This is a genomic window from Methylosinus sp. LW3 (assembly GCF_000527115.1).
Taxonomy (GTDB): domain Bacteria; phylum Pseudomonadota; class Alphaproteobacteria; order Rhizobiales; family Beijerinckiaceae; genus Methylosinus.
The window spans coordinates 3,164,348-3,176,494 of the sequence record NZ_AZUO01000001.1 but is presented as its reverse complement, the minus strand read 5'-3'; the positions used below and the strand labels follow the sequence as shown (position 1 = coordinate 3,176,494).

13 protein-coding genes are annotated in these 12,147 nt (G+C 66.4%); 8 read left to right on the top strand and 5 right to left on the bottom strand.

Annotation, left to right across the window (positions count from 1 at the left end):
- Nucleotide 1 precedes the first annotated feature (1 nt).
- On the bottom strand, nt 2–895 hold the full coding sequence (locus METLW3_RS0115855; protein WP_245267379.1) for a MipA/OmpV family protein: 894 nt from the start codon (nt 893–895) through the stop codon (nt 2–4).
- 132 nt (nt 896–1,027) lie between these two features.
- Between METLW3_RS0115855 and METLW3_RS0115850 the strand changes: the two genes are divergently transcribed.
- The gene (locus tag METLW3_RS0115850; RefSeq protein ID WP_024880845.1) at nt 1,028–1,612 is read left to right on the top strand and encodes a TMEM175 family protein; all 585 of its coding nucleotides are present in this window, start codon (nt 1,028–1,030) and stop codon (nt 1,610–1,612) included.
- A gap of 8 nt (nt 1,613–1,620) precedes the next feature.
- On the opposite strand, the gene METLW3_RS0115845 is transcribed toward METLW3_RS0115850, so the two are convergent.
- Both METLW3_RS0115845 and METLW3_RS0115840 read right to left on the bottom strand, forming a co-directional pair.
- Nucleotides 1,621–2,784, bottom strand: coding sequence for an FAD-dependent monooxygenase (locus METLW3_RS0115845; RefSeq protein WP_024880844.1), 1,164 nt, complete (start codon nt 2,782–2,784; stop codon nt 1,621–1,623).
- Between the two features lie 10 nt (nt 2,785–2,794).
- Nucleotides 2,795–3,055: a zinc-finger domain-containing protein gene (locus METLW3_RS0115840; RefSeq protein ID WP_024880843.1), complete on the bottom strand. Its 261-nt coding sequence runs from the start codon at nt 3,053–3,055 to the stop codon at nt 2,795–2,797.
- Nucleotides 3,056–3,213: 158 nt separating this feature from the next.
- Between METLW3_RS0115840 and METLW3_RS0115835 the strand changes: the two genes are divergently transcribed.
- Both METLW3_RS0115835 and METLW3_RS25730 read left to right on the top strand, forming a co-directional pair.
- A complete protein-coding gene (locus METLW3_RS0115835; RefSeq protein ID WP_024880842.1) occupies nt 3,214–3,459 on the top strand; it encodes a CopG family ribbon-helix-helix protein in 246 nt (81 codons plus the stop codon).
- Nucleotides 3,460–3,475: 16 nt separating this feature from the next.
- The gene (locus METLW3_RS25730) at nt 3,476–3,628 is read left to right on the top strand and encodes a hypothetical protein (RefSeq protein ID WP_348625820.1); all 153 of its coding nucleotides are present in this window, start codon (nt 3,476–3,478) and stop codon (nt 3,626–3,628) included.
- A gap of 57 nt (nt 3,629–3,685) precedes the next feature.
- On the opposite strand, the gene phaC is transcribed toward METLW3_RS25730, so the two are convergent.
- A complete protein-coding gene (gene phaC, locus METLW3_RS25725; protein ID WP_024880841.1) occupies nt 3,686–5,938 on the bottom strand; it encodes a class I poly(R)-hydroxyalkanoic acid synthase in 2,253 nt (750 codons plus the stop codon).
- A 218-nt stretch (nt 5,939–6,156) separates the two neighbouring features.
- Here phaC and METLW3_RS0115820 point away from each other — a divergent pair, with 218 nt between their 5' ends.
- From METLW3_RS0115820 to METLW3_RS0115805, 4 genes are all read left to right on the top strand, one after another.
- A complete protein-coding gene (locus METLW3_RS0115820; RefSeq protein WP_036309703.1) occupies nt 6,157–6,528 on the top strand; it encodes a hypothetical protein in 372 nt (123 codons plus the stop codon).
- A gap of 153 nt (nt 6,529–6,681) precedes the next feature.
- On the top strand, nt 6,682–7,899 hold the full coding sequence (locus tag METLW3_RS0115815) for an LL-diaminopimelate aminotransferase (protein WP_024880839.1): 1,218 nt from the start codon (nt 6,682–6,684) through the stop codon (nt 7,897–7,899).
- 34 nt (nt 7,900–7,933) lie between these two features.
- Entirely contained in the window at nt 7,934–8,269 is a 336-nt protein-coding gene (locus METLW3_RS0115810) for a cytochrome c (RefSeq protein WP_024880838.1), read from the top strand.
- 236 nt (nt 8,270–8,505) lie between these two features.
- A complete protein-coding gene (locus METLW3_RS0115805; protein ID WP_024880837.1) occupies nt 8,506–10,398 on the top strand; it encodes a methyl-accepting chemotaxis protein in 1,893 nt (630 codons plus the stop codon).
- An 89-nt stretch (nt 10,399–10,487) separates the two neighbouring features.
- Here METLW3_RS0115805 and METLW3_RS0115800 read toward each other — a convergent pair whose 3' ends face one another.
- Nucleotides 10,488–11,075, bottom strand: a complete 588-nt coding sequence (locus tag METLW3_RS0115800) for an EF-hand domain-containing protein (RefSeq protein WP_024880836.1) — start codon at nt 11,073–11,075, stop codon at nt 10,488–10,490.
- Between the two features lie 158 nt (nt 11,076–11,233).
- On the opposite strand from METLW3_RS0115800, the gene METLW3_RS0115795 reads away from it, so the two are divergent.
- Entirely contained in the window at nt 11,234–12,139 is a 906-nt protein-coding gene (locus tag METLW3_RS0115795; protein WP_024880835.1) for a retropepsin-like aspartic protease, read from the top strand.
- Nucleotides 12,140–12,147: the final 8 nt, after the last annotated feature.

Genomic DNA, 12,147 nt, shown 5'->3' with positions numbered 1-12,147 from the left:
TTCACCAAGAAAAGCCGCGCAGCTCGAAGGAGCGGGCGATGGAGAGGCCAGCGGTGAATTGATTGCGGGAGCCGATCTCATTGGGAATCGGGCTCGCGCCGACGCTGCCGGTCAGCCGCTGCAGGCCGCCGTAAATGGTGGCGTTGGTGTCCTTGGTGAAATCATAGCGGAAGGTGGCGAGCCCGCCGGCGGCGGTGAATCCGCCATTGGCCTCATAGGGCTCGATGCGGCCATTGGCCAGAGATTCGAAAGGCGTCACCGAGAAATAGGCGTTGGCGTATCGATTGTCGCCGAGGCTGAGGCGCGGTCCGAAGGAGAGCGTCGCGCGGCCGTCGCCGCCATAGAGATCGGCCCCCAGCGAGGCGACGAAGCCCTTGTGCCCGTCTATGCCCTGACGCAGCTCGGCGCGCGTGCGGAAATGCTCGCCCTGATATTCGGCGAAGCCGCCGATCTCATGAGTGAGCTCGACGGTGTGCACGCCGGTGAGCCCGTCGCGGTGGCCGCGCTTGAACACGAAATTGGCCACGGGACCGGCGCGAAAGCCGTTGGAGTCGAGAATGGCGAAGCCGAATCCGTCATCGGGCGTCGAGAACAGCTCCGGCTCGCCGATGCGTCGGAAGCTGATCGAGGGAAACGGATAGGGACGCAGCGTGCTCGAGCCCGGGAAGCTCGGGGTCAGGGCGCCCATGACGCCCACCGTCACGATCCAACCCTGGTCCGCCGCGGCGAATATGGGCGTCCGAGCAGGGGGCTCCGGCATGCGCAGGTCTTGCGCCTGTATGTCTTGTGCGCTCAGGCCTTGCGCGCGCTGCTCTTCCGCATGCGCAAAAGGGGCTGTGCCGGCAAGGCCGACACAGGCGAGAAGGCCGATCATCGCGGCGTGGGCGCGAGGCATGGCGGGACCCTCGTTGCAGCGTAACCAATTCGTCATCATTATTATCAGCCGGCGGGCGAAGCTGCCAAGTCCGTGGAGGCGCGGCCACTTTTTCGCCGTCATGCGTCCACCGGGCGCGATCGGAGCGGAGCGATGGAAAAGGACAGGCTGGCGGCTTTCAGCGACGGAGTCGTCGCGATCATCGTCACCATAATGGTGTTGGAGCTGAAGGCGCCGCACAGCGCAGAATGGTCCGCGCTCCTTCCTCTGGCGCCGACTTTCGCCAGCTATGCGCTGAGCTTCGTCTATGTCGCCATCTATTGGAACAATCACCATCATCTGCTCTACGCGGTCTCGCGGGTGGATGGTCGCGTGCTATGGGCCAACACGCATCTTCTATTCTGGCTGTCGCTCATCCCCTTCGCCACCGCCTGGATGGCGGACAATGACTTCGCCCGCGCGCCCACCATTCTCTATGGCCTCGCGCTGCTGCTGCCGGCGATCGCCTATTATCTGCTGACATTGGCGATATTGCGGGCGGACGGCCCGGCCTCGCCGCTCGCCGGCGCGCTCGGCCGCGATGTGAAGACCAAAGCGTCGATCGCGCTGTATTTTTGCGCCATCGCCGGGGGATATTTCGTTTCTCCGCTGCTGGCGCTCGCCATCTATGTGGGCGTCGCGATCATGTGGTTCACGCCCGACCCGCGCATAGAGAAGGTCGTCGCCGGTCCGCGATAGATACAGAATCAGCGATAGATCCAGGCGTTGCGGGACAGCACGCCCTCGCCGCCCATCAGCCGCACGGCGACGTCGCGCGCGAGCGCCATCGGCCCCGAGAAATGGCAATTGGCGCCCTGGCGCAGCGAGGCGCGCTGAATGCGGATCGCCCGCTCGATTCGCGCCGATTGATAGGCGTGGAGCGCCGTCTCCACTTCCGCGCGCGCATCCGTGAAGGCATGGCCGAGCGCTGCGGCGTCCTCTATCGCCTGCGCCGCGCCTTGGGCGAGGAAGGGAACCATGGGATGCGCGGCGTCGCCGAGCAGCGCCACGCGGCCGCGGCCCCAGCGCGTGATCTCCGGCCGGGCGTAGAGCGGCCAGCGTCGCCAAGCGCCGCCGGCCTCCAGCAGAGCGCGCAGATCGCGGCTCCAGCGTCCAAAGCCCATGGCGCGGACCAGCTCCTCGCCGGTGCGCGTCTCGGCGGCGGGGCCGCGATCGGCGCGATCCTCGATAATGGCGACGGCGCTGACGATGCTCGCATCGCGCAGCGGATAATGGACGATATGGCCGCCCGGTCCGAGCCAAATATGAGTCTCGCGCTCGCGCAGGGCGGCGGGCGCCGAATCGATCGGCATCAGCGTCCGCCAGGCGGTGAGCCGCGCCGGGCGGGGCGCGTCGTCTGCGACGAGGCCGAGCGCATCGCGAATCGTCGAGCGCAGCCCATCGGCGCCGATCAGCGCCTCAGCCTCCAGAGTCGCCTCGCCGATCACCGGCCGCACGCAGCCCTCGTCCTGCGTGAAGCCCTCGCAGCGCGCGGCGGTGCGCGTCTCGACGCCGAGACGCAGCGCCTCGTCGAGCAGCGCCTTCTGCAAATCGGCGCGGTGGAAGACGCGAAAGGGCGCGCCCCAGCGGTCGCGCGCCTCGGCGAGCGGCAGGCGCGCCAGAACGGCGCCGTCGGCGGCGCGGCGAATATTGAGGGCGCGGGGCTCGAGGGCGACGGCGTCCAGCGCCGGGCGCATGCCGAAACCCTGCAGAATTCGCCCGGCGTTGGGCGAGATTTGCAGGCCGGCGCCCACTTCCTCTATGCGCTCGGCCTGCTCGAGGACGAGCGTTCTTTTGCCGGCGCGCGCCAGAGCGATCGCCGCGGCGAGCCCGCCTATGCCGGCGCCGACGACGATGAAGGGAGCGCCCATTCGCGCGGCGTCAGGCGGTCGGGTCGAGAACGGTCTCGGAATGGTAGACGCATTCGGCCGGATCGGCCGCGCCATGGCCGAGGGCGGCGTCGAACACATAATGCGTCGAGCAATAGGGGCAGACCGCCTCGTCCGCCGCGCCCATGTCGATGAAGACATGCGGATGGTCGAAGGGCGGCAGCGCGCCGATGCACATGAATTCCTTGGAGCCGACCTTGATCTTGGCGACGCCCGGCTGATTGTGGAAGTGCGGTGTGGAATCGTGCGACATGGCGGGGAGTCCCTCGAGCGGTCGGTTGGCTGCGCGCAGCTATATTGGAGCCGCGCGGTTTTGGGTAGGGGGAGGAAGGTCGCGGGCGGCGCGGAAGCCGTTGATCGAACCAATCTGATTCACATAATAATCTGTACGGCCCAATGAAGGCATCGCCTATGACCGCCTTTACCGTCCGTGTGACGGACGCCACTGCCGCCAAGCTCGAGAAGCTGGCCAAGAAGCTCGACCGTTCCCGCTCATTCGTCGCGGCGCAGGCGATCGAGGATTTTGTGGAGCGCGAGGCGTGGCGGCTCGCCGAGATCGACGCCGGATTGGCCGACGCCGAGCGCGGAGATTTCGCCTCTGAGGCGGAACTGGCCAAGATAATCCAGAAATATGTGAAGCCCGCCCGCACGGCATGAGGCGCCGCTCGATCCGTTGGGGGCGATCGGCCGCACGGGACGTCTCAACGGCACGCGCGAGCTGGCGTTGGCCGATATTCCCTACATCATCCCGTATCGCGTCACATTGAGCGATGTCGAAATTTTGACTGTCATGCATGCGGCTCAAAAATGGCCGGAGGAATTGTGAGCGCGGACCCCGAAAGGGGAGGGAGCGCGCTCTGACATTGTGAAGGCATGAACTCCTTCACCCCCGCACCCGCACATATTCCCCCGGTGCGTCGCACAGCGGCTTCAGCCTCCCGCCGCCGGGGATGCGCGCCGGCACGCGCTGCGGCGCTTGCGCGGTGATCCAGGCGAGCCAGTCGCCCCACCAGGAGCCCTTGTTTTCATGGGCGGTCTTCGCCCAATCCTCATAGACGCCCACGGGCGGGCCGCCGGTCCAATATTGATATTTGTTCTTGGCCGGCGGATTGACGACGCCCGCTATGTGGCCGGCGCCGGCGAGCACATAGCGCACCTCGCCGCCGAAATATTTCGCCCCCGTGAAGACGGAACGCGCCGGCGCGATATGGTCTTCCTTCGCCGCCAGCTCATAGATCGGGATCTTCACCTTGCGCAGATTGAGCGTGACGCCGTCGATCACCATGCGGCCCTGTGACAGCGCATTCTCTATGTAGCAATAGCGCAGATAGAAGAGATGGTTCGCGCGCGGAATGCGCGTGCAGTCCGAGTTCCAGGTGAGGAGATCGAAAGCCGCGGGCTCGACGCCCTTCATGTAATTGTTGACGAAATAGGTCCAGAACAATTCGTTCGGACGCAGCATATTGAAGGTCGTCGCCATTTTGACGCCTTCGAGATAGCCGGTGCGGGACATGGCTTCGTCGAGCGCGGCGAGGCGCGCCTCGTCGATGAACACCTGCATGTCGCCGGCGTCGGTGAAATCCACCTGAGTCGCCAAAAAGGTCACGCTGTCGATGCGATCGTCGCCCTTCTCGGCCATATAGGCGAGCGTGGCGGCGAGCATTGTGCCGCCGACGCAATAGCCGGCCGCCGCCACATGTCGCGCGCCGGTCGCCTGCTGCACCGCGTCCAGCGCGGCGAGCACGCCTTCCTTCATATAAGCGTCGAAGCCCTTCTCCGCCTGGCTCTCGTCGGGATTGACCCAGGAGATGACGAAGACGGTGAGGCCCTGCGCCGTCGCCCAGCGCACGAAGCTCTTCTCGCGATTGAGATCGAGCACATAGAATTTATTGATCCACGGCGGCACGATCAGCAGCGGGCGCTCATAGACCGTCGACGTCGAGGGCGCATATTGGATGAGCTCCATCACCTGCGTGCGATAGACGACCTTGCCGGGCGTCGTGGCCATGTCGACGCCGAGCTCGAACTTGCTCTCGTCGCTCTGACGCAGCTTCAACATGCCATGGCCGGCGGAGAGGTCTTCGGTCAGCATCTTCATGCCGCGCACGAGATTTTCGCCGCGCGCGTCCAGCGTGGCGCGCAGCAGCTCGGGATTTGTGGCGACGAAATTGGAGGGCGACAACGCGCTGGCGATGAGCCGCGTATAGAAGCCGGCCTTTGCCTTCACCTGCGGGTCGAGCCCTTCGGTGCTCTCCACTGTCTCGCCGGCCCAGCGCGTCGTCAGCGCATAGGATTGGCGCAGCCAGTCGAAGAAGGGATTGTCGTTCCACTCCGGCGCAGCGAAGCGCTTGTCATTGGGGTCCGGCGGCACGATCGGCGGCGTGTCCTCGCCGGAGAAGCGGCGCAGCGTCTGGCTCCAAATATCGGTGAGGCCGGAGACGAGCGTCGCCTGGGCGGCGTAGGCCTGATCCGGCTTGGCCATCCAGCGCTCGGCGACGACGCCCAGCGTCTTGACGGCGTCGGCGACATTGCTGGCCAATTCGCTGCGCGTGTCGCCCGGCTCCATGCCGCCTATGGCGGCGGCCAGCGCCTTGCGGCCCTGATCGACGAGGCGAGCCAGATTCTCCGCGAAAATCTCGAAATCATGAGCGTTGGGCGCCGCCGCGTTCAGCGTCGGCGGCTTTAGCCGCGCGGCGGCCGGCGTGGGCTCCGGCTCCGGCGCTCGGGGCGCGAGCCGGTCGACGAGCCGGCGGCGCTGCTCCTCGGACAATTCCTCGACGGCGCCGGCCAGCAGCGCGGCCGCGGCCTCGAGCGCGGCGTGACGATCGTTCTCCGCGTCCTTTGCGACGGCGGGGCGGGGCGCCGGCGCGGCTGCGGCCGGGGTTGGCTTTTTCGGTTTTGCTTTCGCCGCCGGTTTCGCCGGCGCCGCGACCACAGGCTTTTTCACCGCGCCGCCGCCTTTGGGCGCGCCGCCCTGCAGCGTGAGCGTCGACGTTCGCTCGCCTGCCGCGGCGCGCCCCTTCGGCGCCTCGGGCGCGGCTTGGGGCGCGGCTCGGAGCTCGGCCTGAGGCTCGGCCGCGGCGTGAAGCTGCGGCCGCCGTTTGGCTCCGGCTGGCGAACGTCTTTGTGCGGTCATCGGCGGTCCTGTCCTCGGCGGCTCGGCGCCGCCGGCCTCGTCACTTCCTTAGAGCATATCCCGCGAAGGTTCGGAAACCATCTCTCGCGGAGAAAAGCGCTTCCTCCAATACTTAAGCGCGGCGATGCGTCGCGGAAGGGCGGGAGCCTCCTTATCGGCGCCCCCTTATCAAAGCCGCATTGTCGCTCTATGACGAACGCCAGAATCCGGAGAAGCCGATGATTTGTCGCCTCGCGATCTGCCTAGTCCTGTTCGCCGTCGCCACGGGCGGCGCGCGCGCGCAGGAGGCCGGGTCGGAGACCGCGGGCGAGTCGATCGGCAAATTCTTCGAGGGAATGGAAATGCGGCGTCCGCCGCCGGCGCCGGCCGATTTCGTCGAGCGCTCGCGGACGGGCGCGACCGGCTACACGCCCTTCGCCGCGCCCACGCCGGCGGCCGACGTCAAGGCGGACGCCAAGAAGAGCGCCGCCCGCGCCGCTGCGGTCGAGAAGGAGCTCGTCGCCGCCGCGGCCTCCAATCGCGCCCGCGGCGCCCGCGTCAAAATTCCCGACGCGCCGAAAGAACGGCGCGCCGAGACGAAACAGCGCTAGAGCGCTAGATTCTTTCGTTGGACGCGAATTCTGATCGTTTCGAACATCCCGTTCGAGCGGACAGCGCTCTAGCTCTTTCGAAAGGGTTTCGCGTCACAATCGTCCGTCGCGCCTCGAAATAGGGGCGGGCGGAGCTTTCAACGGAAATAGGCGATGTCGGACTTCTATCGCATCAAGCGGCTTCCCCCTTATGTTTTCGAGCAGGTCAATCGGCTCAAGGCCAAGGCGCGCGCCGGCGGCGCCGATATCATCGATCTCGGCATGGGCAATCCCGATCTGCCCGCGCCGCGCCATGTGATCGAGAAGCTCGTCGAGACGGCCGGCCGACCGCGCACCGATCGCTATTCGGCCTCCAAGGGCATCGCCGGGCTGCGTCGCGCCCAGGCTGGCTATTACGAGCGCCGCTTCGGCGTGAAGCTCGATCCCGAGACGCAGGTGGTGGCGACGCTCGGCTCCAAGGAAGGCTTCGCCAATATGGCGCAGGCGATCACCGCGCCCGGCGATGTGATCCTCGCCCCCAACCCGTCTTATCCCATTCACGCCTTCGGCTTTCTGATGGCCGGCGGCGTCATCCGCTCCGTGCCGGCCGATCCGACGCCGCAGCTCTTCCATGCGCTGGAGAAGGCGGTCGCGCATTCGATTCCAAAGCCCATCGCCATCGTCGTCTGCTATCCGGCCAATCCGACGGCGACGGTCGCCTCGCTCGATTTCTACAAGGATCTCGTCGCCTTCGCGAAGCGGCACGATATCTTCGTGCTCTCCGACATCGCCTATGCGGAGGTCTATTTCGACGATAATCCGCCGCCGTCGATCCTTCAGGTCAATGGCGCGATGGACATAGCCGTCGAGTTCTCGTCTTTGTCGAAGACCTTCTCCATGGCCGGCTGGCGCATCGGCTTCGCGGTCGGCAATGAGCGCCTCTGCGCGGCGCTGGCGCGGGTGAAGAGCTATCTCGACTATGGCGCCTTCACGCCGGTGCAGGTGGCGGCGACCGCCGCGCTGAATGGGCCGGACGATTGCATCAAGGAAATGCGCGCTATCTACAAGAAGCGCCGCGACGTGATGGTGGAGAGCTTCGCTCAGGCCGGCTGGCCGATCCCTGCGCCTTCCGCCTCCATGTTCGTCTGGGCGCCGATCCCGGAGCGCTTTTCCGGCATGACCAGCCTCGAATTTTCCAAGCTCCTCATCGAGAAGGCGGATGTCGCCGTCGCGCCGGGCGTCGGCTTCGGCGAGCATGGCGAGGGCTATCTTCGTCTCGCGCTGGTCGAGAATGAGCAGCGCATTCGCCAGGCGGCGCGCAATCTGCGCCGCTTCTTCGAGGGCGCGGAGACGACTCTGCACAATGTCGTGCCGTTGCAGGCGCGCGGCTGACGCGCGCGACCGCCGCAGCGAGGGGAGGGCTTCAATGCGTTACGCTCTGGTGGTGATCGCCGCCGTCCTCGCGGCGAGCGCGGCTTTCGCGCTGGATAAGCCGCAGGATAAGCAGATCGAGCGCGGCCGCGCGATCGCCAATGCCAATTGCAGCCGCTGTCATGCGACTGGGGCGCAGGGAAAAAGCCCCAATCCCGCCTCGCCGCCCTTCCGCACGCTGACCAAGAAATATCCGCTCGAAAATCTCGAGGAGGCGCTGGCCGAAGGCATAGTCGTCGGCCATGGCGGGCTCGATATGCCGCGCTTCGAATTCTCGCCGGCGCAAATAGAGGCGCTGCTCGACTACATTGCGTCGATCCAGCGCAAGTGACGCCGACGCCAGCGCTTTGCATAATTTCTTAATGCCTGCTGCGTAATTTCGTCGCATGGAGGATCGAGCGCATGCGGCGGGCGTGCGCTCGAAGGCATGACGCCGCTTCTTCATTCCGGCGCCGATCCGGCTGTGCTCGATCGCGGAAGATCTCCGCGAGCCGTCTCTCTCCCATCCGACATTCCGCCGCCAGGACTTTCATCGTCTCCGAGCGGCTCTTCTCCCGGAGGCACTTCATGCGCCTGTCGATTTCTCGCGCCGCGAGCCTGCTCGCCGCCGTCGCTTTTCTCGCTTTCCTCGCAACCGCCGGCGCCGGGCGCTATATTCTCGACGAGCTGCGCATCGGCGGACACGCCTATCAGAAGATTGCCGCGGGCAAGGATCTCGTCGCGGATGCGCTGCCGCCTCCATTCTCCCTTTTGGAAGCCTATCTCGACGTCGAGCTCGCCGCTACCTACAGGATCGACGCACGTGAGGCGAAGACGCGCCTCGCTTCCTTGCGCAAGCAATATGAGGAGCGTCGCGCCTTCTGGTCCAAGTCGAAGCTGCTGCCGGCCGAGCTGATGACGCTCGCCAAAGGGCCGGCGACCGACGCGGCCGACGCCTTTTGGCGTGAGATCGACGCGTTTCTTCCGGCGCTCGAGCGCGGCGACGGCGCCGGCGTGGCCGCCTCCATGGATCGTCTCGACGCCAGCTTCATCGCCTATCGCGCATTCGAGACGCGCCAGCTCGAAGCGGCGAATGCTTTCGCCGCTTCGACGGAGAAGGACGCCGCTCTGCTCGGCGATCGCTCCGACATTGCGAGCCTCGCGGCCACGATCGCTATTTTGTGCCTTCTCGCCGGCGCGGGCCTGATCGCGCATCGCCATGTCGTGAGGCCGATCGTCACGCTCGCCAATTACACGTCCAGGCTCGCGCGCGGCCAGACATTGGACAAGCCGCCCGTGATGAGCCGCAGCGACGAGATCGGCGAAATGCGGGACGCTGTCGCCATATTCCGCGACAAGCTCGAGGAGGTGCGTCTCGCCGAGACGCGCTCCGCCGAGCAGAACGCCGCCGCCGCCGCCAAGCTGGAAGAAAAAGCCGCCGGCGCGAAATGGTATATCGAGAACCGCGATTTCTTCTTCTCCGAATATACCGCCGCCATGGAGCGCCTCGCAGAGGGCGATCTCGAGGTGCGGCTCGAGAAGGAGTTCATCAAGGATTACGAGAAGCTGCGCGCGCGCTTCAACACCGCCGTGGAGCGCATGCAGCACACGCTGCGCGGCATTGTGACGACGAGCGGCGCGATCGGCTCCAGCACGCGCGAGATCGCCCGCGCGGCCGAGGATTTGTCGCAGCGCAATGAGCAGCAGGCGGCGACGCTGGCGGAGACGGCCGCGGCCGTCGGACAGATCACCGACACGGTGCGCAAAGCGGCCGAGAGCGTCGTCCATGCGCGCGTGATCGTCGGCGACGCCAAATCGGATGCGGTCAAGGGCGAGAAGATCGTCGGCGACGCGATAGAGGCGATGAGCGGCATAGAGAAATCATCCGAGCAGATCGGCCAGATCATCGGCGTCATCGACGAGATCGCCTTCCAGACCAATCTCCTCGCGCTCAACGCCGGCGTCGAGGCGGCGCGCGCGGGCGAGGCCGGCCGCGGCTTCGCCGTGGTGGCGACGGAAGTGCGCTCGCTCGCCCAGCGCTCGGCCGAGGCCGCCAAGGAGATCAAGGATCTCATCGCCGCCTCCAACACGCGCGTGCAGGATGGCGTCGCGCTGGTGGCCGAGACCGGCGCCTCGCTTCATCGCATCGTCGAGCAGGTCAATCGCATCGATGTGGTCGTCACCGGCATAGCGTCGAGCGCGGAGACGCAATCGACCGGCCTGCGCGAGGTGAACACGGCGGTGCAGGAGATCGATCAGGTCACGCAGAAGAACGCCGCAATGTCCGAGGAGACCAATGCGGCGACCCGCTCGCTCGCCGAGGACAGCGCCGAGCTGGTGCAGCTCGTCGCGCGCTTCAAGATCGGCGAGGTCGAGACGCGCGCGCCGTCGCGGCCCATGCTGAAGCGCGTCGCGAGCTCGCGTTCCGGCTCCGCCGTGCGCAAGGAGGCGCCGCAGGAGGAAGAGTGGGCCGAGTTCTGAGGCCCCCTCCCGTCACGAAACCTTCATCACACGCGGAATCTGCCCCCTCTCCCGTATAGCGGGGGACGGGGCTTCACATCACCCCCGGCTCAGCGCCCGAAGCCGCCGCCGCCCGCGCCGCCGCCGAAGCCGCCCCCGCCATAGCCGCCGCCGAAACTGCCGCCGCCCCTGCCGGGGAAGCCGCCGCCCTCGTTCGGCGCCGGCGATTGCGGCGCAGCGCTCGGCGTCTGCGCCCGCGCCAGCTCTTCCTGGAAGACGCGGCAGCTCTTCTTCCGGTCGTAGCGTGCGAAGAAAGGGCTCGGAAAGGACAGGAATTCCGCGCGGGTGACGCGGCCTTTGCCGGCCATGTCGAAATAATCGAAGGTCGCTGCGTGAAACACCGGGCTGAGGCGCGGAATAACCTCGAAATCCTGCGCGTCGATGAATCCACGCTTGCGCTTGTCGGCGAGGCGGAACATGCGCTCGAGATATTGCTTCCACTGCTCGCAAGTATAGACGCCGCCGGCGCCGCCCCATTCGCTCGATGTGGCGAGCACATCATCCGGGCCGCCGCCGCCTCCGCCCGCGCGGGGCGCATCCCCGGGAACGCCACGCGGGCGATGCTGCTGCGCGAGCGTCGCGCTCGAAACCAAGGCCAATAGTCCGACCGTCGCGAGCCGGATCGCCGCATGTCGCATGAGATGACCTCCAGAGCCTGCCGCCGTCTCGCCCGCGGCGAGGACCGGCAGCTCTGCAATAGCACGGCCTTTGCGCGGACGGCGCGGTTTTCCGCGGCAGACGAGAGAGCCGCGCCGCGCTATAGACGCCTTCCCCGCCGGAACGGAGCCGCCGCGTCATGCCGAAAACTCTTCCGCGCTTTCTGCTTTTTCCTTTGCTCGCTCTCGTCTGCGCCGTTCCGGCGCGCGCGCAGGAGCGCGCCACGGAACGCTCCATCGTTCCTCTCGATGTGGTCCATGGCGCCGATGGCGGCGGCCGCGCCTATGTCACAATGCGTTTCGGCAATGTGATGGGGCCGATGCGGCTCGACACAGCCGCCTCCACCAGCCGCATCAAGCTCGCGCCCTGGAACGCCGGCTTTCCGGCGTTGGGCGCCAGCGTGTCCACCAGCGCTCTGGGCGTCGCTTCCCGCTGCGAGGATGTGGAGGCGGCCAATGTCGAGCTGAAGGCGGCGCAGGGCAATAATATCGGCCGGGCCAAATATCGCGTCACCCGCTGCGCGACCTCGGATGGGGATGATCTGCTCGGGCTCGATTTCTTCCAAGGCGCGCGCTTCTCGCTCGATCTCGAGAGCGGCGAGATGGTCTTCTTCCCGCAGAGTGATGGCGCGGGTTGGCGGTCCTTCCGCAAGCTCTGGCCGGATCAAAAGCTCGTCGGCCTCGAGGCGCGCATCGGCAAGACGGAGGCGGTCGGGCTCTTCGACACGGGGGCGGAAATCTCCGCTGTCGACCGCCGCTTTCTGGAGCGGCACAGAGCGCTCTTCGTCCCGGTGAAGAAAAAGGCCAAGGTGAGCGAGGCCTCCGGCAAGAAGATCGACACGAAAGTCTATAAGGCCAAGGAGATAGACATAGGCGCGGGACGCGTGCTGAAGGACGTCGTCTTCGTCTCCTATGATTTTGGGCCTTTGCGCGAGGCGCTCGGCGGCGAGGCGCCGATCATACTCGGCTTCGATGTTTTGAGCCGGTTTCGTTGGGAGCTGGATTTCGGGGCGGAGGGGCCGCGATGGAAGGCGGTGGGGAGGTAGCGTCTTTC

What these genes read in the sequence shown, in the direction of transcription:
- METLW3_RS0115820 (WP_036309703.1), top strand. Translation starts at nt 6,157, where the DNA reads ATGATTTGTCGCCTCGCGATCTGCCTAGTCCTGTTCGCCGTCGCCACG.
- METLW3_RS0115815 (WP_024880839.1), top strand. Translation starts at nt 6,682, where the DNA reads ATGTCGGACTTCTATCGCATCAAGCGGCTTCCCCCTTATGTTTTCGAG.
- METLW3_RS0115795 (WP_024880835.1), top strand. Translation starts at nt 11,234, where the DNA reads ATGCCGAAAACTCTTCCGCGCTTTCTGCTTTTTCCTTTGCTCGCTCTC.
- METLW3_RS0115835 (WP_024880842.1), top strand. Translation starts at nt 3,214, where the DNA reads ATGACCGCCTTTACCGTCCGTGTGACGGACGCCACTGCCGCCAAGCTC.
- phaC (WP_024880841.1), bottom strand. Translation starts at nt 5,938, where the DNA reads ATGACCGCACAAAGACGTTCGCCAGCCGGAGCCAAACGGCGGCCGCAG.
- METLW3_RS0115840 (WP_024880843.1), bottom strand. Translation starts at nt 3,055, where the DNA reads ATGTCGCACGATTCCACACCGCACTTCCACAATCAGCCGGGCGTCGCC.
- METLW3_RS0115800 (WP_024880836.1), bottom strand. Translation starts at nt 11,075, where the DNA reads ATGCGACATGCGGCGATCCGGCTCGCGACGGTCGGACTATTGGCCTTG.
- METLW3_RS0115845 (WP_024880844.1), bottom strand. Translation starts at nt 2,784, where the DNA reads ATGGGCGCTCCCTTCATCGTCGTCGGCGCCGGCATAGGCGGGCTCGCC.
- METLW3_RS0115810 (WP_024880838.1), top strand. Translation starts at nt 7,934, where the DNA reads ATGCGTTACGCTCTGGTGGTGATCGCCGCCGTCCTCGCGGCGAGCGCG.
- METLW3_RS0115805 (WP_024880837.1), top strand. Translation starts at nt 8,506, where the DNA reads ATGCGCCTGTCGATTTCTCGCGCCGCGAGCCTGCTCGCCGCCGTCGCT.
- METLW3_RS0115850 (WP_024880845.1), top strand. Translation starts at nt 1,028, where the DNA reads ATGGAAAAGGACAGGCTGGCGGCTTTCAGCGACGGAGTCGTCGCGATC.
- METLW3_RS0115855 (WP_245267379.1), bottom strand. Translation starts at nt 895, where the DNA reads ATGCCTCGCGCCCACGCCGCGATGATCGGCCTTCTCGCCTGTGTCGGC.